Origin of the sequence: Granulicella sp. L56 (assembly GCF_009765835.1) — a bacterium.
Lineage (GTDB): Bacteria > Acidobacteriota > Terriglobia > Terriglobales > Acidobacteriaceae > Edaphobacter.
In genome coordinates, this window is record NZ_LMUS01000001.1 from 699,939 (window position 1) to 720,556 (window position 20,618).

19 protein-coding genes and 2 tRNA genes are annotated in these 20,618 nt (G+C 57.8%); 9 read left to right on the forward strand and 12 right to left on the reverse strand.

From position 1 onward, the window contains the following. Positions 1–61: 61 nt before the first annotated feature. The 3 genes from GSQ81_RS02870 to GSQ81_RS02880 all read right to left on the reverse strand — a co-directional run bounded on the left by GSQ81_RS02870 (position 62) and on the right by GSQ81_RS02880 (position 7,398). Positions 62–3,901 carry a TonB-dependent receptor gene (locus GSQ81_RS02870; RefSeq protein ID WP_158909211.1) on the reverse strand — a complete coding sequence of 1,280 codons (3,840 nt, stop codon included), beginning with the start codon at positions 3,899–3,901 and terminating at the stop codon, positions 62–64. 183 nt (positions 3,902–4,084) lie between these two features. Continuing rightward, positions 4,085–6,667, reverse strand: coding sequence for an ABC transporter permease (locus tag GSQ81_RS02875; protein WP_158909212.1), 2,583 nt, complete (start codon positions 6,665–6,667; stop codon positions 4,085–4,087). 2 nt (positions 6,668–6,669) lie between these two features. Beyond that, on the reverse strand, positions 6,670–7,398 hold the full coding sequence (locus tag GSQ81_RS02880; protein WP_371715219.1) for an ABC transporter ATP-binding protein: 729 nt from the start codon (positions 7,396–7,398) through the stop codon (positions 6,670–6,672). A gap of 40 nt (positions 7,399–7,438) precedes the next feature. Between GSQ81_RS02880 and GSQ81_RS02885 the strand changes: the two genes are divergently transcribed. After that, positions 7,439–8,155, forward strand: coding sequence for an arylesterase (locus GSQ81_RS02885; protein WP_158909213.1), 717 nt, complete (start codon positions 7,439–7,441; stop codon positions 8,153–8,155). 163 nt (positions 8,156–8,318) lie between these two features. On the opposite strand, the gene truB is transcribed toward GSQ81_RS02885, so the two are convergent. From truB to GSQ81_RS02910, 5 genes are all read right to left on the reverse strand, one after another. Beyond that, the gene (gene truB, locus GSQ81_RS02890) at positions 8,319–9,194 is read right to left on the reverse strand and encodes a tRNA pseudouridine(55) synthase TruB (RefSeq protein ID WP_158909214.1); all 876 of its coding nucleotides are present in this window, start codon (positions 9,192–9,194) and stop codon (positions 8,319–8,321) included. 34 nt (positions 9,195–9,228) lie between these two features. Continuing rightward, positions 9,229–9,837 carry a GTP cyclohydrolase I FolE gene (gene folE / locus GSQ81_RS02895; RefSeq protein ID WP_158909215.1) on the reverse strand — a complete coding sequence of 203 codons (609 nt, stop codon included), beginning with the start codon at positions 9,835–9,837 and terminating at the stop codon, positions 9,229–9,231. A 15-nt stretch (positions 9,838–9,852) separates the two neighbouring features. Continuing rightward, entirely contained in the window at positions 9,853–10,275 is a 423-nt protein-coding gene (locus tag GSQ81_RS02900; protein ID WP_158909216.1) for a 6-carboxytetrahydropterin synthase, read from the reverse strand. Next, positions 10,272–10,682 (reverse strand): 6-carboxytetrahydropterin synthase, encoded by a 411-nt coding sequence (locus GSQ81_RS02905; protein ID WP_158909217.1) that lies wholly within the window; start codon positions 10,680–10,682, stop codon positions 10,272–10,274. Before GSQ81_RS02905 ends, GSQ81_RS02900 begins: the two co-directional genes overlap by 4 nt. Positions 10,683–10,930: 248 nt before the next feature. Then, on the reverse strand, positions 10,931–11,989 hold the full coding sequence (locus GSQ81_RS02910) for a glycosyltransferase family 2 protein (RefSeq protein ID WP_254059955.1): 1,059 nt from the start codon (positions 11,987–11,989) through the stop codon (positions 10,931–10,933). Positions 11,990–12,019: 30 nt separating this feature from the next. Between GSQ81_RS02910 and GSQ81_RS02915 the strand changes: the two genes are divergently transcribed. Beyond that, the gene (locus tag GSQ81_RS02915) at positions 12,020–12,502 is read left to right on the forward strand and encodes a TlpA disulfide reductase family protein (RefSeq protein WP_254059956.1); all 483 of its coding nucleotides are present in this window, start codon (positions 12,020–12,022) and stop codon (positions 12,500–12,502) included. 328 nt (positions 12,503–12,830) lie between these two features. Here the strand turns inward: GSQ81_RS02915 and GSQ81_RS02920 are convergent, their stop codons facing one another. After that, complete coding sequence (locus tag GSQ81_RS02920) at positions 12,831–13,427, reverse strand: HAD family phosphatase (protein ID WP_158909218.1); 597 nt, start codon at positions 13,425–13,427, stop codon at positions 12,831–12,833. Positions 13,428–13,471: 44 nt separating this feature from the next. On the opposite strand from GSQ81_RS02920, the gene GSQ81_RS02925 reads away from it, so the two are divergent. The 4 genes from GSQ81_RS02925 to GSQ81_RS02940 all read left to right on the forward strand — a co-directional run bounded on the left by GSQ81_RS02925 (position 13,472) and on the right by GSQ81_RS02940 (position 14,599). Further along, positions 13,472–13,735, forward strand: a complete 264-nt coding sequence (locus GSQ81_RS02925; protein WP_158909219.1) for a hypothetical protein — start codon at positions 13,472–13,474, stop codon at positions 13,733–13,735. A gap of 9 nt (positions 13,736–13,744) precedes the next feature. Next, positions 13,745–13,821, forward strand: a tRNA-Arg gene (locus GSQ81_RS02930). Positions 13,822–14,003: 182 nt separating this feature from the next. Next, on the forward strand, positions 14,004–14,282 hold the full coding sequence (locus tag GSQ81_RS02935; RefSeq protein WP_158909220.1) for a type II toxin-antitoxin system RelE/ParE family toxin: 279 nt from the start codon (positions 14,004–14,006) through the stop codon (positions 14,280–14,282). Positions 14,283–14,317: 35 nt separating this feature from the next. Then, positions 14,318–14,599 carry a HigA family addiction module antitoxin gene (locus tag GSQ81_RS02940; protein WP_158909221.1) on the forward strand — a complete coding sequence of 94 codons (282 nt, stop codon included), beginning with the start codon at positions 14,318–14,320 and terminating at the stop codon, positions 14,597–14,599. A gap of 297 nt (positions 14,600–14,896) precedes the next feature. On the opposite strand, the gene GSQ81_RS02945 is transcribed toward GSQ81_RS02940, so the two are convergent. Beyond that, positions 14,897–15,538, reverse strand: coding sequence for a PEP-CTERM sorting domain-containing protein (locus tag GSQ81_RS02945; RefSeq protein ID WP_158909222.1), 642 nt, complete (start codon positions 15,536–15,538; stop codon positions 14,897–14,899). Between the two features lie 641 nt (positions 15,539–16,179). Between GSQ81_RS02945 and GSQ81_RS02950 the strand changes: the two genes are divergently transcribed. Further along, positions 16,180–16,256, forward strand: a tRNA-Arg gene (locus tag GSQ81_RS02950). Positions 16,257–16,279: 23 nt separating this feature from the next. On the opposite strand, the gene GSQ81_RS02955 is transcribed toward GSQ81_RS02950, so the two are convergent. Together GSQ81_RS02955 and GSQ81_RS19755 are read right to left on the reverse strand one after the other, a co-directional pair. Next, complete coding sequence (locus GSQ81_RS02955) at positions 16,280–17,017, reverse strand: hypothetical protein (protein WP_158909223.1); 738 nt, start codon at positions 17,015–17,017, stop codon at positions 16,280–16,282. 66 nt (positions 17,018–17,083) lie between these two features. Next, positions 17,084–17,659 (reverse strand): hypothetical protein, encoded by a 576-nt coding sequence (locus GSQ81_RS19755; RefSeq protein WP_216846359.1) that lies wholly within the window; start codon positions 17,657–17,659, stop codon positions 17,084–17,086. A gap of 196 nt (positions 17,660–17,855) precedes the next feature. Between GSQ81_RS19755 and GSQ81_RS02965 the strand changes: the two genes are divergently transcribed. After that, positions 17,856–19,133 (forward strand): Fe-S-containing protein, encoded by a 1,278-nt coding sequence (locus GSQ81_RS02965; RefSeq protein WP_158909224.1) that lies wholly within the window; start codon positions 17,856–17,858, stop codon positions 19,131–19,133. Positions 19,134–19,231: 98 nt separating this feature from the next. Beyond that, positions 19,232–20,491, forward strand: a complete 1,260-nt coding sequence (locus tag GSQ81_RS02970; protein ID WP_158909225.1) for an ABC transporter permease — start codon at positions 19,232–19,234, stop codon at positions 20,489–20,491. Positions 20,492–20,618: the final 127 nt, after the last annotated feature.

Below are 20,618 nucleotides of genomic sequence, written 5' to 3' on the forward strand. Positions count from 1 at the left end.
AAAAAATGCGGACAGACGCAAACAGCGCGACTGCCCGCCTGGAGGGGTGTTACCTGAAACGTTAGAAGTTGACGTGGCCGGCGAACTGGAAGTCACGGTTTCCCTTGGCTGAACCTACCGAGCCAAAGTTAGCGGCACCCCATGCTGTTGCGATGCCACCGAACGTATTTTTGTTGGGCACGTTCAGGCAGTCCGCTTCGAAAATCAACTTCACACGCTCGGGCGTCAGATTGAAGCTGCGCCGAACGCTTGCATCCAGTTCGTAGGTGCTCGGATTCCATAATTGATATGGTGCGGACCGTGGCGCATCGCCAATCTTGGTAATCGCAGTTTGACCAGCAGCAGTCGTCCCATAGTTGTTCGGCACAGAGAAGGCATTGCTATCGATGTAATTAATCGAACTCAACGATTTCGCCGTGACGCCCTTACCCCAGGTGCCATTGATGCGAGCCGAACCAGTGAAGCTTGGATTCAGGTCGGGCATGCACTGTCCCTGTCCGGGTGCGGTGCAACCCGCATAGGTAATCGCCAGCGGCACGCCTGAGCCATAAGTAAAGATGCTCGAGAACTGCCAGCCGCCCGCGAGCGTCCGTACCAGGAAGTTGTCTCCGCCGATGCCGCCCTTGCCGAACGGCAGCTTGTAGACGCCGTAGGCTGCAAGGTTCTGCGGCACGGCTACCGTCGTGTACGAGCGGTCAGCACGGCCCTGGTGAGAGGCAACGCCATTCGACGACGCGCCTGCCGGAATATCGAAACCGCTGCGGAAGGTGTTGTCGTCGCCAAGGTTCTTCGAGTAGGTGTAGTTGAGCGTGTAGCTGAGGCCCTTCCACTCCCGCTGGTTCAAGGAGATCTGAAGCGAGTTATAGCTGACGTTTCCGACATTGCCCCAGGTATCCGTGGTTCCGGAATACTGCGGAAAGGCGGTGAGCATGTGGGCAATCGTGGCAGCCGAACTCTTGGCCGCCGCCGCGGTGTAGGCAGTATAGGGTGCCGCAACTCCCGGCATGGCAGCCGCCGCGATAGCGACGTTTGCAGCCGTTGCAGGAGCGTTCAGGATTGGAGTCTTTCCATCCGAAGCGCGCACCGCACCCAATCCGGCCAGATACGCCGGATCGAGCTGCCCCGCCCAGTAGCCACGGGCGTTCGCGCCGGTTGAGAGGAAGTGTGCATTGCTGCCTGCATAGTTCACCGACAGCGTCAGGTCATTCGTTACGGAACGCTCGAAGCCGAAGTTATAGAAGTTGACCTCAGGAGCGCGGCCAGACAGGTAAGGATCGGCATAGCCGGGAGCGCCGCCCGCTGTCTGTACACCACCCGCGCCATTGATGTAGTTGCCGGTGCCAATCAACAGGCTCGCGGCGCTTGGCGCGGCGGGCGAGGTCAACTGATATCCAGCTCCGCCAAAATCCGTATTCTGGCTGTTCAGGAAATACGAAGGCCCGGCATTGACTCCCGTTGTCTGTGCTGCAGGCAAAACCAGGTTGGCGGTAAAGCCTGCCTGGCTGGTACCACTGCCCGCTCCGCCACGTCCACCCACGCCGCCTGCACGCGAGTACACCAGAGCATAACCACCACGGACCACCGTCTTGTCGTTAACAGAATAGGAGAACCCAACACGAGGTCCCCAGTTTTTCATATAAGTATGTACCGGCGTCCTGCACTCGCAACTGATGTCCGCTCCGCGATTACCGGCAAACTCAAGTGCGCCCGGGGTTCCGGTAGCTGCGTTGATCTTCGTCGGATTCAGATAGCTCCACCGGTCCTGTACCTCGTGGTAGGGAGGGAAGTAGTCGTAGCGCAGGCCAAGGTTCAGCGTCAGCTTGTTGTTTACCTTCCAATCGTCCTGGAAGTAAGGCGAGATAGGACGGTACCGTCCACCTTCCTCGGCAAACGCCTGAATCGTTGTAGCGGAACTATTGATGGCGCCCAGAAGATAGCTGGCATAGGAGTAGCCGGTCTTAGTGCTGTCGATCGATGTGCCGGTATAGTTCGCGGTGTCGTTGGGGCTGAACGTCGTCGTAAAGATGCCTGACGGCCCAAGCTGCGCTGCGACGTTGTCCTCCAGCCACTGCATCTGGACACCGAACGTCATCGAGTGCTTGCCCTTGATCCACTGAAGGTTGTCCACGAGAGTAAAGGCATTGGGAACGGTGGTCTGGGTCGCACCCGATGCGCCATTCGAGGTCCAGTTGCCCTGAACAACGGGAAACGCCGTGCTTGCATTGAACGTTACACCGGGGAACTCGTCCGACGCCTGTCCCGCAGGCAGGTTGGTGATTCCGATATCTGCCGCGGCACGATAGGGTTTGATTCCATCGGTAAGCGACTCAATCGGCTGAGAGAACCGCGTGAAGCCAAACTTGAATTGATTGACCAGGTTCGGCTTGATGACGATGGAGTGTTCAACATCGATGATGGTCGGCTTGATGGTCGCATAGCCGCCGGCGGTGTATGGAAGAGGAAGGACAACGCCTGCAGGCGTTCCGCCAACCGTAAAGGGAACATTCTTACGGCTGCCAAGCGTCAGCACTACCGAGAGCCGCTGCGATGGAGTGAGGTCGTAGTCAACCTTGCTCAAGAACTCCCAGTTGTCGTATCCCGAAGGAACGCCGCCAAGGTAGTTGCCCACGATGCCGCTATTGGTTGGGTCGGGCAAAAACTTCTGCATGTACTGGGTAATCGGAGAGAGCTTGCTGGCAGGAATGACGTTGAGCGTCGGAACACCGTTCTTCAGGCCCATGAATGGCTGACGAGTGCAACCATTTGCCGTGCACGCATTGGTAGAAGGGTCATAGATGACCGGCACGGTCGAGGACAACTCGGAGAAGTCGCCGGTCCGCATCAGTGTGGTGGGAACGGTAAGCGTATTCGGGTTGATTCCGTTGCGGCCGTGATACTTGTCATACGTCGCAAAGAAGAAGCCCTTCTTATGGGTGAACGGGATAGGACCACCAATCGCGCCGACAAGCTCGTTCTGATGCTCGACCGGCTTCTGGGCAGGAATCGTATTTCCGTTGGCGTCCTTTTGAGTCAAGGCAGGAGCGCTGAAGCCCCATGTGTCGAAGATCGTATTGCGGACATAAGCTGCGGCGGTACCGTGATACTGATTACCGCCCGACTTGATGGTAAAGTTCAGTGCGCCCGCGCCCTGATATTCCGCTCCGGGAACGCTGGTCAACACCTGAAACTGGTCCACTGCTTCGACCGGGATCGAGTTCGAGACGACGCGGTTGTCTCCCTGCTGGTTGGCCGTGGTCGTCGGTAGACCGTCGACATAAACTTCGGCGATGTAGTTCCCTGTTCCTCCGATGATCGGAGCGCGCGCACTGCCCTGCGACTGTGCTCCCGGCAGCAAGGTGGCAAACGCCGTCGGATCGCGCTGCTGTCCATTCATCTGCAACGGCAGGTTGGTATAGGTCGAATTCTCGATGACGCCGCCAAGAGTAGCGTTGGTCGTATCCAGCGCAGGAGGCGCTTCTGTCACCGTAACCGTCTCGCTCGTGTTACCGACCGTGAGCGTCACGTTCAGTCCGGTGACCTTCAAAGCGTCGACGACGAGGTTCTGCTGCTTGAATGATTGAAATCCTTGTGCGGACGCAGTGACTGTGTACGTTCCCGGAATAATCGGATTGATCGTGTACAGACCCGCTGAAGAAGACACGCGCGTCGTCACCACACCGCTGTCCTGATTCTTTGCGGTCACGGTCGCGTTCGGAACAACGGCGCCCGTCGCATCGGTTACCGTTCCCTGAACGGCACCTTGACCACCGGTCTGGGCCATCGCCGGTTCAACCATCCACGTACAGCCCACGAATGCAGCGAGAAGAATGCCTGCGCCCATCCATCTTGAAAACCTTGTTCCTATTGCTTGCTGCCCGCGCAACACATCCTTGAATTGCATCCCGGTGATCTCCTTGAAATTGCGTAGCTCGTCTTTGTCAGCCTTTTGGTCTGATCAATTTATGAATTCGTGAGCCGCATTGAAATCTACGGGAGCGAAGAAATGAATGTCAATAGAAAAATTGTTCCAGTTTTATCGCACAAAAACAGGAGTTCCAGAATGGTCCAGGCGATATTCAGTAACCTATTCTTCTCGAAGCACTTCCAGCGGTTTCTGCCCCAGAATTCGGTGGCTTGCCACCCACCCCGTCGCCACCGTCAATGCGGCCGTTCCCACCAGTGCCAGCGCTGACCAACCCCACTGCCAATGGAACACAACATCCATTCGGTGTAGAACCACTCGCGCAATCACATTGGCAAAGGTAATACCAACCGTACCCGCAACTAGACCCAGCACCGCAAACTCAATCGAGAAGATGGTTGCAATCCTTTGCCGTGTCGCTCCCAGGGTCTTCAACACCACCACCTCCCTGATCCTGCGATACCGCGTCCCGGCGATGCTGCTGGCAAGAATAATGATCCCCGCGAAGATCGAGAACGCCGCCAGAAACTGGATCACATAGGTAATCTGGATCACCACCGAGCGCACCGTCTCGAGCGCCTGCGCTACATTGATCACCGTCACCGTCGGATAGGCGTGATACAGCGCGCGCTGCAACTCCCCGACCCGCGCCGGATCGGCATGAACGCCTCCGTACCAGACCACCGGCAGCCCGGCCAGCGCAGCCGGAGGCAGAATAAACGCCGCACGCGAGTAGGCATGTTGTCCATCCGGTTTGATCAACGCCACCACCGTCGCCGTCAAGCGCGAGTCCTGCGCGGCAAACGTGAGATGCGACCCGACTTTTACCCCAAGCCGTTCGGAGTCGTTCTCATTCACCGCCACCACCGGCGACTTCTCCCCAGCCTGCCACCATTTTCCTGCGACGGTGCTGGTCCCCGGCGGTGCGCTATCAGCCCAGGTCAGCGAGATCGATTGCAGCATCCGCTTGGGAAAGTTCTTCAGCTTCGCCTGGTCCGCCGCCACGCCATCGATCGCGACGATGCGCGACGACACCACAGGCATCATCTCCGCCGGAGCGGTCACACTCGGTTGCGCCTTCAGCAAGACGCGCACTCCATCAATCTCGCTCGGCGTAATGTCCACCAGAAAGACGTTGGGCAGATTCGGCGCACTGCTGATGTGCAGCTCTCTCACCACGGCCTGCTGCACAAAGTAGACCGTCATGATCTGCATCACGCCCAGCCCCAGAGCCGCCAGCAGAGCAGCCGAAGGATTGCCCGGGCGATAGAGATTCGCCAGCCCGTGCCGCACCGCTGACGGCAGACTCAACCGTGTCCGCCCCAGAAAGCGCTTCAACGCCGCAAGCACCAGCGCCGAAGCGGCCAGCAGCACAGCCAGTACCGACACCAGTCCCAGCGAAAACACGACGCCCACCATCGTCGAATCACTCAACGTAGCCGCAATCGCCGCCAGCCCCGCAAGAATCAGAACAGCAGCACCAATCTGCGCGCCATTCTTTCGCAGCTTGCGAAAGATGGCGGTCACAAACGGATCGTCACTCTCTTCCACCGCTCGCCGCAGAATCAAAACCGGACGCACGCCGCGAATATCCAATAGCGGAGGGAGCGTAAACAGCAGCGTCGTCAGCACGCCCACGGCAAGTCCTGTCAGCACCGTCCGTCCCTGCACATGAATCTCGGTCTGCATATGCAGCAATCCCGCCAGCAGATGCGGAAACGCCATCTGCACCCCAACGCCCAAGGCGACGCCAATCACTCCCCCCAGCAGCCCCAGCAGCAAAGTCTGCAGCAGATAAATCTTCATGATCTGCCCGGAGCTCGCACCGAGCGACTTCATGATCGCAATCGTATCGAGTCGCTGCTGCAAATGAGCCCGCATCGCCATGCCAACGCCGATCGCACCCAGCACCAGCGCCACCAGGCTCATCAGCGAAAGCAGGCTCGTCGCCCGGTCCAGCCCCTGCGTCAACGCCGGATTCGTCTCGCGATAGTCGATCACGCGCGACTCCGGCAGCAGCTTCTCCAGACGATCTCGCAACGCAGACACTTTAGAGTCCGGCATCGCGCTGCCATCTGGCGGAGCAGGCAGCTTGAACAGAAATCTCTGCCCCGCATGGCTGCCCGGAGCAAGCAGCCCGCTTGCATCCAGCCCTTCGCGCGAGATCAGCACCCGCGGGCCCGCGGCAAAATTCCCTGACAACCGGTCCGGCTCGTTCACCACCACCGCAGCGATGCGAAACAGCTTGTTACCGATCTTCAGCTCATCGCCAACCTTAAGATGCAGCCGCACCAGAAGGTCATCTGCCACCGCCACGCTATTCGCCGTCAAAACACTCTTCAACGCAGACGCCGGAGCAAGCTCCACCGTCCCATAAAACGGATACATCGCAGGATCGACAGCCTTCAGCGAAACCAGTAGCGGATCAAGCGTCTTCGCCGAACTCGCCATCGACAGCAGCTCCGTCACCGGCGTCATCTCCACGCCATCCGCCGCGATCTCGTCCAGCCCCTTCTGCTGCTCTGGCGTCGGCTGCTCAAACATCCTCGCCGAAACATCGGCCGCCATAATGCTCCGTGCCCGCGTCAGCAGCGTCGCACGAAACGAAGAAGAAAATCCACGAACGCCGGTCAGCGCGGCAACACCAATCGCAACAGAGAGAATGACAAAGAAAAACTTGCCACGCGACGAGCGCATCTCGCGTGCAGCGATTCGGGCGGCGGAATGATAGGAGAGGCCCGCCATCGCTACTCCCTCACCGTAGAACCCGCAGCACTTCGGCCCGCCTCATCGGAGACGATCACCCCATCCCGCAGCGTGATCCTGCGGTCGGCATACGCAGCCAGCACCGCATCATGCGTCACCAGCACCAACGTCGTGCCTTCCTTCTTATTCAGGTTCAGCAGCAGCTCCAGCACATGCTCTCCATTGGTGCTATCGAGATTCCCCGTAGGCTCATCGGCCAGCACAATCGGAGGCCGCAGAATAAACGCCCGCGCCAGCGCCACCCTCTGCTGTTCGCCGCCGGAAAGCTGTACCGGATAATGCCCCAGCCGATCGCCCAGGCCAACGCTGGTCAGCAACTCTCGCGCCCGCGCCAACCCATACTGCGTCTCTCCTGCGTTCAGTTCGTAAGGCAGCAGAACATTCTCCAGTGCCGTCAACGTTGGAATCAATTGATACGACTGAAAGACAAACCCAATCGTCTTTCCGCGAACCTGCGCCAGCTTGTCTTCCGGCAGATAGCTGATCGCAACTCCATTCAGCCGCACGTCGCCGGAGCTGGGCGTGTCCAACCCCGCCAGCAATCCCAGCAGCGTGGACTTTCCGCTGCCCGACGCTCCCATAATCGCTGCAAACTGGCCTTGAGGAATGGAAAAGTCCACGCCCTTCAAAATATCCACCGTCCGCGACCCGTTGCGAATCGACTTGCGCAGCCCCTCGACGTGAATCATCGGAGCAGTCCTGCCTTCCATAGCATTCACCGGCGTCGCTCCTCCTGATAACTTGATACATATGCGGCAGCTTCAGACTCTATTTATAGTAGCGGGTGTCACCATCGCAATGTCCGGATGCAAATCAAGCCCTTCCACGCCACCCTCCGCCCCTGTCAGTTCGACACCCGTCGCCCAGTCGCAATCCGAACCGGCCGCACCGCCGCCAGCAACCAGGCCGGACAACCGTCCCGTACTGGCCTGCTTCGGTGACAGCCTTACCGCAGGCTACGGAGCCGATCCCGGCCAGAGTTATCCCGACTATCTGCAAGCCGACCTTGACGCTCGCGGCTACCACTACCGTGTCGTCAACGAAGGAATCAGCGGCAACACCACCAAAGACGGCGTCGAGCGCCTCGACACCATCGTCGCCCTCAAGCCAACCGTCGTCGTCGTAGAGTTCGGCGGCAACGACGGCCTTCGTGGCCTGCCCATCGAGGACTCACGCGCCAACCTCGATCAGATCATCACCACGCTCAAGGCCACCGGAGCAAAGATCGCCCTCGCCGGAATCACCCTTCCGCCCGACTACGGCCACGACTACATCCAGCACTTCGACGAGACCTACACCCTGCTGGCAAAGAAGCATCACATCCCCCTGCTTCCATTTCTGTTGCAGGGCGTCTACGGCGTGCCCGGCATGATGCAAGCCGACCAGACCCACGCCACCGCAGCCGGAAACAAGATCGTAGCTGAAAATGTGCTGCCGCTTATCCAGCCCCTCCTGACAAAAAAATAGCAGCCATACTTACTGCAGCTCCCATTTTCAAAACCTGCATAAATGCACGTCATCTCGACCGAAGCGAAGCGCAGTGGAGAGACCCCTGTATTTCGTCTTTGTCCTTGCCGTTGCCTGTCCTTAAATCGGTGTCATCGGTGCAAATCGGTGTTAAGTCCTTCACCTACCCCATCACAACAATAGGCTGCATCAGCGTCCCGGCCACTCGCTTTGCAATCGCCAGCAGATCCGTCGGACTGGTAAAGACCTTCACCAATGGAGCCTGCGAGAACTCCGGCAGGTTCACCTGCATCCCATTCCGCAGCCGTCCCGCCATCTGTTCATCCACCGTCACCGCAGGCATCTCCGGCAGCAGCGTTCGCGGATGCGGCAACAGAGCCGCAATCTCTTCAGGACCGCTCGCCTGTTTCAACTGCTCCACCGTCACCGCTTCGTTCAGCGTAAACACGCCAGCACGAGTTCGTCGCAACGAAGCCAGATGCGCTCCGCACTCCGCAAGCTGCCCCAACTCATTTGCCACCGAACGAACATACCCACCAGCCGACACCTGCATCTCAAACGCAGCCACGTCGCCCTGTAACTTCCGCAGCCTGAAGGCATGAATCGTAATCCGCGCAGGCTTCACCGCAACCTCGATTCCAGCGCGAGCCAGCTTGTGCGCCGCAACGCCATTGATTTTTTTTGCGGAATAAACCGGAGGCATCTGATCAATCTCGCCACGAAACCGCTCGCTTAACTCACGAAGCTCCTCAAGCGAGCGCGTCAGCGGTTGCGGATCACCCACCGCAGTTCCCTCAGCATCAAAAGTGTCGGTTGCAAAGCCGAAGCGAATCGACCCCTCATAATACTTTTCCGCCTGTCCAAAAAACTGCGCCAAGCGAGTGTATTTGCCAAGCAAAAGAGGAAGAACCCCGGTAGCCATAGGGTCCAGCGTGCCAAGATGTCCAATAGACTTTTCGCCCGTAGCCCGGCGAACAATAGCTACAACGTCATGCGATGTAAGCCCTGAGGGCTTATCCAATACCAGAAGACCGTTCATTCATCTCCCAGTCTAGTTGCTAAACGTCGATTCGCTAAATTCCATTCCCCTGTCGCCGCACCAGCGACAAGAACTCACTCCGTGTCTGACTCTGTTCTTTGAACACGCCCAGCATCGACGAGGTCACCGTAGACGAGTGCTGCTTCTCCACACCACGCATCATCATGCACAGGTGCTGCGCCTCCAGGATCACCGCGACGCCCTGCGGATTGATCGCCTCCTGAATTGCCTCGCTCACCTGCTTCGTCAGCCGCTCCTGCACCTGCAGCCGACGCGCGAAGACATCCACCAGTCGCGGAATCTTGCTCAACCCGATCACCTTGCCATTCGGCACATAGGCGATGTGTGCCTTGCCGAAGAACGGCAGCAGATGGTGCTCGCACTGCGAGAAAAATTCGATGTCCTTCACGATCACCATCTCGTCGTAGTCCACATCGAACAACGCATCATGCAGAACAGAGGTAACATCCATCGCATAGCCCTTGGTCAAAAAGGCCATCGATTTCTCCATACGCTCCGGCGTGCGCACCAGGCCATCGCGATCAGGGTCTTCGCCCATGCGGCGCAGCAATTCACGGTACAGCTCCTGCGTCGAAGCAGCTTCAAGCGAAACGGAATCAAGTGTGGCGGACATGCCTGCCATAGGGAACCTTCCTTTTTAGATGAAACCGGGATCTATACCACCTGCATAGTCGAAGGAGTTATTGCTCGTCTCTTCGACATGCACCCGCTCCAAATGGGCAGCAGGAAAACTACGAAAAATACGGTAAACCTCAATACTTAGATTCTCTGTCGTCGAAACCGATTCGCGAAAGCAATCCAGCGTGTTCAAATTCGCGTGGTCAAAACAATCCAGCAGATTTGTTTGTGCAAACGCATCCAGCTCACCAAGATTGCAAACCATGCCCGTCGCCGGATCGACCTCTCCGCTCACCGTCACCTGCACGGTGTAGTTATGCCCGTGCCCATGCGGATTGTTGCACTTGCCAAAAACAGCCCGGTTCCCTTCTGCGTCATACGCATCGCTGTTCAAACGATGCGAGGCCGGAAAATGATAGCGTCGTGAAAGATAGGCCTTCATCGCTCACCATAAAAGTCGGCAAAGAGATCGGGCATCTCATACACCCGAACCCGGTGCAGCTTCGCATTCGGAATCTTGCCTTCGAGCCGCTGCCAGATTGCAATCGCGATGTTCTCTGTCGTCGGAATCTTCTTCGCAAACTCCGGCACTTCCAGATTGAGGTGCCGATGGTCATACACGCTGACGACCTCGCGCTCCAGAATATCTTTCAACTGCTTAAGATCGACCACAAACCCCGATACCGGATCGACCTCACCGGCCACAGTAACCTCAAGCGTGTAATTATGCCCATGACCGTTACGATTCGAGCACTTGCCGAAGACCCGCTGGTTCTCCTCAGCAGACCACGCATCATTCCAATAAAAATGTGCGGAAGAAAACTCGGCTTTGCGTGTCAATAAGATCATCGTTGTTCTTTCCATTAGACGCTCCGCGCAGCCACGCGGATACAAACCTCAATCATATCCGCAGCAAACTGAAAACACCTGCTACCAAAACTTACGTCATCTCGACCAAAGCCCCTCTACTTCTACGTCATCTCGACCGAAGCGCAGCGCAGTGGAGAGGCCCCTGTATCAGCCTTTGCCGTTGCCTGTTTTAAATCCGTGTCATCGGTGCAAATCGGTGTTAAGCCTTCACCATACCAGCCACAAACCTACCCGCCGCCATACCTCCGACCCTTCCAAACAACCGACTTCTTCACCCGATGGTCTACCACACTCCTTACCAGCAGATACACAAACAGTGGAACCCCAAGGATCGAGATCACCACATCAGATGCAGGAAAGTTCGACCGCGCCACCCGCGAATAAAACCGCCAAAGCGTTCGCAGCCAGATCACCCAGATCACGCCCCGCTGCCACGGCTGCAACCAGTACATCCCCACCGCCAGCCCCGGCAGGCCAAAGAAGAGCAGCACATCCAGCACCCGCCACGCTGCCAGATAGATCGGCCGCGGAAACAGCAGCGCAAGGTTCTTCGTCCACCCCTCCACCATCTCCGCCGTGCTGCGATACATCCGCGTAGCCAGCGCATCCGGCGCATAGCGAAATCGTATCGTCCGCTCCCCGCTCTTAATATTGCGTGCCAGCGCTACATCTTCAAGCACCGTCCCTCCCAGCGCGCGATGACCGCCCACCAGAAAATAAGCATCCCGCTCGACCATCAAAAACTGCCCATTCGCCGCAGCCAGGCTCGTCTCGGGATCGTTGACCTGCTTCATCGGATAGACACTCGCCAGCTCCGAAAACACCAGCGGCATCACCGCTCGCTGCCAGAAGCCGGTCACAATCTGCCGCGGCGAATACGACAGCAGAGCTGCCTCATACTTCTCCATCTCAAACAGCGCCCGCGAAAGATCGCCCTGCTCATGCAGCGTGTCTGCATCGGTAAACAGCAGCTGCCTTCCCCGAGCCCTCTGCGCGCCGGCCCAACACGCATTCGACTTCCCCGAAAGCGCACCGGCCCCACTCAAATCCAGCAGCGGAGCATCAATCACCACCACGCCCTCATACCCCTCCGCAACCGCTCGCGTGCTATCGGCGGAGTCATCGTTGACAACAATCAACTCCCACTGCGTCCCCAGCGCGAACCCCGGCTCCGACTGCCGCACCAGCGACGCCAGACACGCCCCCAGCACACTCTCTTCATTGCGCGCAGGAACAATCACCGACAGCAAAGGTTCCAACTCAGGGATAAGCTCGTTAGGGTTCACGACTTTGTATTATAGGAAGCGGAGCGTAATGTGCGTAAAGTCTGGGCAGGCGTAGTCCTTGGAATGTTGCTGGTCGCCGGATGCGACCGCGGAAGTCATCCCCATCAGGTCGGCACTCCCGCGCCCGAGTTTACCGTCAGCGACGGCGTCCAGACCGTCACCCTCAACAAGTACCGTGGCCACACCGTCATCCTCAACCTGTGGGCCACCTGGTGCCCTCCCTGCCTCGACGAGCTGCCCAGCCTCATCCGACTTCATCAACAGATGCCCGACATCATCATCATCGCCATCAGCCAGGATGAAGACGACACCGTCTACCGCCGCTTCCTCGTCCAGCACCACATCGACTTCCTCACCGTCCGCGACCCCACCACCCGCATCAACCACCTCTACGGCACGCTCCAGATCCCCGAAAGCTACGTCATCGACAAGAACGGCATGGTGCGCAGAAAATTCGTCTCCGCGCAGGACTGGACCAGCCCCGAGATCATGGGCTACCTGAAAAAGCTCTAACAGCGTCCACTCATATCTCGCTCCATCCAAAGGCAAGTCTTCTCGATATTTCGCCGTTGCTTTTGCCGTTGCTTTTGCCGTTGCTTTTGCCGTTGCTTTTGCCGTTGCTTTTGCCGTTGCTTTTGCCGTTGCACTTGCCGTTGCACTTGCCGTTGCACTTGCCGTTGCCGTTGCATTTTGCCGTTGCCCTTGCATCTAGGTACGCCAAGGCTTCAGCCTTGGCTTCTCATTCGGCCAACAGCAAGGGGCTTTAGCCCCTGGGGCATGCCTCCCTACACCTCAGTAATTCGGCGAGAGGAGGCAATCAACCACATCGCGCCCGGCCAGCCTATCGCTCCGGCAAAAAGTATTCGCGAATATCAACACTCCGCATCCCCGCCCTGCGAGCGCCCTCCAGCCCCTCATCGGTATCTTCAAACACGATGCAATCCGCAGCCGCAACTCCCATCCGCCGCGCAGCCTCCAAAAACACATCCGGCTCAGGCTTTCCCCGCTCCACATCCTCGGATGTCACGACATAGTCGAACAACGGCAGCAGCTTCGTCACCGTCAGGCTGGCTTCGACATTCTCCCTGCGCCCATTCGAGGCAACAGCCATCGGCACCCGTCCATGCCATTCACGCGCGACCTCCGCAATTACCGTGACCTCCTGCAACCCCTGCAACTCCGCCTGAAACGCCGCTTTATGCCGTGCAAGGATGTCCTCGCGCGGCACCGTTCTGCCAAGTAGCGCCTCATAATCGTCCATCAGCGCATCCGGCGTAAGGCCGCCCCTCGGGTAATACCACTCCTTCGCCACCGTCAAACCATACGCATCCAGCCCTACCTGCAGCGCCGCTAAATGTGCCGGAGACGTATCCACCAGCGTCCCATCGCAATCGAAGATCAGACCCGCAAACGTGCCCTCAACCAAAGAAATCCCCATATCTTCAATTCTACTTACGCCCCCGCCGCTGCTATCATCGATGCATGACCCAGCTTGACGTCCTGTACCGCTACGGAGCGCCGCCCACCGAGGCCGCCACCCTTGCCATCGCTAAAATCCGCGAAGTCTACGGAGTCCGCCGCATCGAACTCCGCGAAGCAGAAAAGACCGTCCGCATCGAGTACGACGCCACCCGCCTCACCGAGCCGGTCATTCACCAGCTCCTGCGCCGCGCCGGCCTCGAAATCGTAGAAACCATGCCCATGTTCGCGCCTCCGCTTCCCGAGCCCGAACCGGCAGCAGCATAGCCTTTACACGCGCCCGTAGCTCATCTGGATAGAGCATTTGGCTTCGAACCAAAGGGTAGGGAGTTCGAATCTCTCCGGGCGCACCAAGTAAATTAGCAACCTAGATACGAAGTGGGGCGGGTCGCAGATAGCGATACCGCCCAATTTATCGTTCAAATACCGCCTACTTGATTCGTGATTCACTCGATCTGTGAGTTCCGCGGCATTAGAGAAGCGTAGCCGCCTCGACCTTATTGACGCGCGTAACGATACGCGATACGCTGTTTGGGTGATCAGGTCATTCAGGCACGTTGGCCTTGAGAAGTTCTACAAAACCGGCTTGAAGAAGGGCATCAATGCAGCCCACGCGAATAAGCTGAACATGCAATTGACCGCTCTGAATGTCGCTAAGGCCCCCGCAGATATGAATCTTCCGGGTTACGCACTCCATTCACTTCATCGTGAATTGCTGGGTCACTGGTCGATCAAGGTCAATGGTAATTGGAGATTGACCTTCAAATTCGAAGACGAAGATGTAATCCTCCTCGATTATCAGGATTATCACTAACCGCTGCCGGAAGTTTTTCCCCGGAAGGAGAGCATATGCATAACCCAGCACACCCAGGAAAGGTCCTCAAAGATGCACTCGAGGCCATCCCCATGACCGTAACCGAATTCGCCGCGCACATCGGTGTGGCGCGTGTCACCCTGTCCCGCGTACTCAATGAAAGGGCCGGTGTCTCGGCTGAGATGTCGATCAAGCTAAGTGAGGCGTTCGGGCAGGAGTCTCCAGACTTCTGGTTTCGCATGCAGAATGCCCATGATTTCTGGATCGCATCAAAGGGAAAACGGAAGAAGATAAGTCCACTCAAGCTGGCGGCGTGAGCTTGAATACTTACCCCAAAAGTACAAATTCCGAACGGCCAAAGCGCTGGGAGGGAACTACAGCAACTACAGCGAATCATCAATATCAGCGCAAAGAAGCCCTCCGTTGTGGAGGGCTTTTGTCATGGATTGGTGTTCAGCTTTTTATATTTGTTCCTGTGTTAGATACAATTTCAATGCGTCCCAACTACTGCCTATGCCATGATCGAGCGCCTGTTCGACAAAGCCCCACACCGAATCCTTTGCATCGTCTGCATGGGATTCGATGTGGGGCTTTTTGCCTGTTCTTACTGACTACTACGCCTGCAAATACTTGCGACGTGCAGCACCAGCCAATCCGAAGATGCCGGTACCAAGCAGTGCAAGCGTGGATGGCTCAGGCACTGGGCTGGGATCTCCTGTCGTCATAAACGATTGTCCGCCATCGCCCGCATTCAGATAGAACGAGCCGGAGTAATTGGCGCTCTGATAATTGGCCAGCATCTGCGTCTGCAGAGTCGTCATCTCACCGTTGAGCCCATACTGTCCGGGAGAACTGAGGTCCCAGATCAGCTCCTGAATGTCGGTATCCAATGCCGTATTGCCCGACGGGGTCGATCCGAACAGCGTGCCGTAATAGGCTTCCTGCTCCAGTGTGGTATTGCCGGCAACGGCCTGGACCGTCACGTTATAGGTGGCTGGAACTGTGATCTCGTGATTGAAGTCGTCGCAGAATGCCTCAAGCGATCCAAGAGGCGATCCGTTCTGGCTAAAGTTGGCCTGTGTAAGGCCAACATAGAAGGAACCGTTATTCTCTCCGGACGCGTATGGCTCGACAGTCATGGATACGGTTTGTCCGACGTACGGAGCAAGGTTGAGCGTATCTGCGTGTGCAGACATGGAAGACAGCGTGAGCGTTGCAAGACAGATAGCTGGAAGCAAGTAAGCAATTTTCTTCATTGGTAGTAGTTCTCCTGGGCCTCACATTTACAGACATCCTGCTACAAGCAAGTTGTTGGCCATTTCGTGGAGATCTCGGCATCTAAATATCAAAATGCTCTTTTTCCCAGATAAGGCATTGATTTCATGCCCTGCAAGATGCTTTTGAGTAAGCAACTTCGCCATAGGTGAGTAAATATTTGCACAAAATGCACGAAGATGAGCCCATTGGGGTAAGGAAGGTAACAGAAGCTCAAAGCGCGCGAGATCAGGAAACTATAAAAATCATTCTGCTGTCGTATAAGCCTCTCAAAAGAGATTCCGCATCAGAACCAGAGGAGGATCTTTATGAAGAAAGCTTTTTTGACAGGGTTCCTTTTACTGCTCACGAGCAGCGCCTTTCCTCAACATCGTCGTCCCCGTCCCTGCCGTGTATGGAAGACACGACACCATCAACGCATTTGCGTGAAGAGATAACCTCGCGATCATCACAAGAACAAAAGCCCGCACATTCAAACCGTGTGGGCTTTTGTTGATTTAGGCCGCTTGTGAGTTTCAATCTCCAGCTTCTCTATTTTGCCGTAGAGGCTTGCCTGCATTTACCCAGTTGCTCTAACCGCTAAATTCCGTTATTCTTTGAAAGTTGCATGCAAACGCAATGTGCGCCCGTAGCTCAGTTGGATAGAGCAACTGGCTACGAACCAGTAGGTCGGGCGTTCGAATCGCTCCGGGCGCACCATTCTCCCCTCTAAAAAAATCAGCTTATTTTGTGTATGCAGAACTCGGCGGTGGCGGTGTCTGATCATTCAGAATGGAATTCACCCTGACGAGATGCAAAACACCGGGACGGTTAGGGTTTTCAGCCATAATTTGATCGATCATCGCGGTAATCACCATATGCTGCCCGCTATTGTTCCCATATAACGGGAAACGATTGTCTATCAGCTCCCACCTTTTATTTGTACCCTCTTCAATAAAGACCTTCGTAGCCTTGTGCTCCCAAATAAACCATCCTCGAAACGTCTTCTCCGCACTCATTTGTGGAATTCTGCGTGAAGCATCGTCCACAGCCTTCTGCTTCGCGTCAGCCTCCTCCTCTGCCTTTGCCTTCGCCTGGGCCTCCGTATTCTGTTGGGACCGCTGATCCAGTGCCTTCTGATCGAGAACGACCTGAACAATATAAAACTGGGTCTTTCCGTTCGCCGGCAACTCCACCCCAATAATTCCTACATGCTCCCCCGCATGGGAGGGATTGGCTGCAGGAGCCATCACCGTGGCCTTCATCACCTGATTCGTGGTGTCGTCGACAAAGACATAGCCGCTGCCCGCAGCGATGTCCGCCTGAACCACCGTACGCGGCGTGCCGGGAACAGGATGCGCCTCGCTCTCAATCCAACCCACATGCACATTCCGTTTAAGGGGCCCGACGTTGGACTGGCCATAAGCCATCCCCGTCATCAAGCCCACCACCGCAACACAAGCCACGATCGTCCGATTCATATCCGCTCCACGCTCCTTTATTGAGAGGCAGACGATTGTACAGAATCGTCCGGCTCTTATACTCCCCTACTTCGAATCACCCGGCAGTAATCCCTGCGGCAGGTCGGTCAGCACAGCCTTCCCGTCCTTGTAATCGATCCGCCAAATCCGATCGAACTGAGTATCTGGCCACGGCGTATATGGCGGCTGCGCTCCCAGCGTAGAGGCAAGCTGCGGAATCTTGCCATGGTGCCACGCCACCAGCACCACCTTCCCCGCATACTTCCCGCTCAATAATTCCTTCGCCAGCGCCTCATAATCATCGTCCAGGATCGTGCTGTCGATCGGCAGCTTCAAAGTCGCTGCCAGCGGCGTAATCGTCTCCACCGGACGGTTCGAGTGCTTGCTCAAATGCGTGGCAAACAGAACCTGCGGCACAGGCACATCAGACCGCGACCCATCAAACAACTTAGGCAGCAACGAAGCCCGCTGATACCCCACCGGCGAAAGGTCCTGCCGCCCATCCGTCAGCTTCTCCGCATGGCGAATGATCAAAATCGTAGCCGGAGGCTGCGGCGCAACCGCACCCTGCCCCCAGGCAACTCCAGCAGCGGCCAACAACGCCACCACAAATACAAACAGACCGCACTTCATCCTGAACATATCCAACCAGCATCTCCCAAGCCACTCCCAACATTGTGAACGCACCAAGAATTCCTCCAGACCGTCAATTGACGACCAATTTAGTCCGCATTAGACTAGAGAAGGAACGCTGGCCAATCCAGCACAGCATCGGGACCAGCCTTCAAGCGCTCGCGGAAAGCCTTGTGGAAAGTCTCTCGGGGAAGAGAAACACCTTATGTTGCAGGCATTTATCATCACCCTCCGCGAGGGGGTCGAAGCAGCGCTGATCGTGGGCATCGTCTTCGCCTACCTCTCCAAGATCGGCCGCAACGAGCTGAAGCGCATCGTCTTCTGGGCACTCGGAGCCGCCGTCGTCGCCAGCATCGGCGTCGCCATCGTCGTCGCCCACCTCAACTTCAACTCCGACATCATCGAAGGCTGGGTCATGCTCGCGGCTGCTGTCTTTGTGGTGAGCATGATCTGGTTCATGCACAAGACCGCCCGCTCCATGAAGGGCGAGATCGAATCCAGGGTCGCCAAGTTCACCGGCGGCGAAGACGGCCCCTCCCGCATCGGCCTCTTCCTCTTCGTCTTCCTGCTCGTCCTCCGCGAAGGCGTCGAGACCGTCCTCATCCTCTCGGCCGTCACTCTCAACTCGACCGAGCTACTCAGCTTCACCGGCACTCTCCTCGGCATCGCGGTAGCCGTCGTCTTCGGTGTCCTCTTCATCCGCGGCAGCGTCAAGATCAACCTCCAGCGATTCTTCCGCGTCACCACCGTCATCCTCTACTTCGTAGCATTCCAGCTCATCGTCAGCGGACTGCACGAGCTCAGCGAAAACGGTGTCCTCCCTTCCAGCACCACCGAGATGCGCCTCATCGGCCCCATCGTCCGCAACGACCTCTTCTTCTTCGTCACCATGCTCGCCCTGGCCGGCCTGATGATGCTGCTCGAATACAAACGCCGCACCTCGGTTGAACTCCCTGCCACCGCCACTCCCGCCGACAAGCGTCGCGCCGACTGGACCCAGCGCCGCGAAAAGATGTGGATGACCGCCGTCGTCGTCACCAGCTTCGTCTTCATCTTCCTCTCCACCGCCGAGTTCATCTACGCCAAGAGCACCACCGCGCTCTCGCCCACCACCTCCGTCACTCTCGTCGGCAGCCAGGCCATCGTCCCCACCTCGCAGATCACCGACGACCAGCTCCACCGCTACGGCGTCCACGTCGACGACGGCAAAGGCGGCAGCACCGAAGTCCGCTTCCTCCTCTACAAAAAGCCCGACGGCAACATCGTCTCCGTAGCCGACGCCTGCCACATCTGCGGCCCGGTCGGCTTCTACATCAGCAGCCAGGGAATCACCTGCAAGATGTGCGCCTCCCCACTCGTGCCGCAATCGATGGGCCAGCCCGGAGGCTGTAATCCCATCCCGCTACAATCCACCATCGGCGGCGGCGAAGTAGTCATCCAAGCCGCAGATCTCCGCGCCCTGGCCCCGGTCTTCGAGCGATGATGCACTTCCCTAATCAAAAATCGTCGGGTGCCCCATCCTTCGCAGTCTCATCGCGAAGGGTGGGATCAACAATCCTCCCCGCAAACGAGGCCGCATAAATGTTCTTCCGCCTCCTCTGGGAAAGCTTCCGCCGCCAGCGCCGCCGCAAGGCCCTCGCCGGAATCGCCATCCTACTCGGAACAACCGCCGTCACCGCCATGCTCGCGCTCGCCACCACCATCGGCGACCGCATCCATAAAGAGCTGGCCGTCTACGGAGCCAACATTGTCATCACTCCCAAAGCCGCCGACCTCGACGTAAAAATCGGTGGAATCAACATCAAGCCCGCCACCGGCAACGCCTATCTCAAAGCCAGCGATCTCCCCAAACTCAAAGCCATCTTCTGGGCCAACAACATCACCGGCGTCTCCCCCGAACTCCCCATCACGCTCACCCTCGCCAACGGACAGCAACTCTCCGCCACGGGCCTCTGGTTCCATCACAACCTCGCCAACGGCGGCAGCAGCATGATCACGGGAGCGCCGCCATTGCACCCATGGTGGAAGCTCACCGGAGCATGGCCCTCCGCAGAAAACGAAGCCGTTGCCGGAGCAGCAACCGGTCTGCACATCGGCGACATCGTTCAGGCCGACAACACACCTCTCCGCATCACCGGCCTCGTCTCCACCGGAGACGCCACCGACAAGCGCCTTCTCCTCCCCCTCGAAACCGCGCAGAAGTTAGCCAACCTCCCCGACGCCGTCTCCCGCGTAGACGTCTCCGCCCGCACCAAACCCGAAGACGCCTTCGCCCGCAAAGACCCCGACACGCTCTCGCCGCAGCAGCACGAGATCTGGTACTGCCGCCCCTACGCCAACTCCATCGCCTACCAGATTCGCGAAGCCATCCCCGGCGCACAGGCCGACCAAGTCCGCCGCGTCGAGCAGAACGAAGGCAACGTCCTCGAACGCATCAGCGGACTCATGTGGCTCATCAGCGCCGCCGCCCTACTCGCAGCCGGGTTCGCCGTCTCTGCGGCTATGGCCACCGCCATCCTCGAGCGCCGCGCCGAGATCGGTCTCATGCGCTCCCTCGGAGCCAGCAAAGGCGCTATCGCCTTCCTCTTCTACTCCGAGACCGGCCTGCTGGCCGTCTTCGCCGGAACCATCGGCTACCTCTTCGGCTCCGGCCTCGCCGCATGGCTGGGAGCCCGCATCTTCGCAGGCGACGGCGCAGCCGCAGCCGGCTCCGTCCTCAACCCCGTCCTGCTTCCTGTAGTCGTAGCTCTCGCCCTCGCCGTAGCCATCGCCGGAAGCACCCCGTCCATCCGCACCTCTCTCAAGATGGATCCCTCCACCATCCTCAGGGCGGACGCATGACACCAACAATCTTCCCCCACGTGGAGAGACCCCTATATTTCGCCGTTGCCGTTGCCTGTTCTCCCGAACCCCACTCCATAAGCCAGGGTGCCCCATCCTTCGCTGCCTCATCGCGAAGGGTGGGATG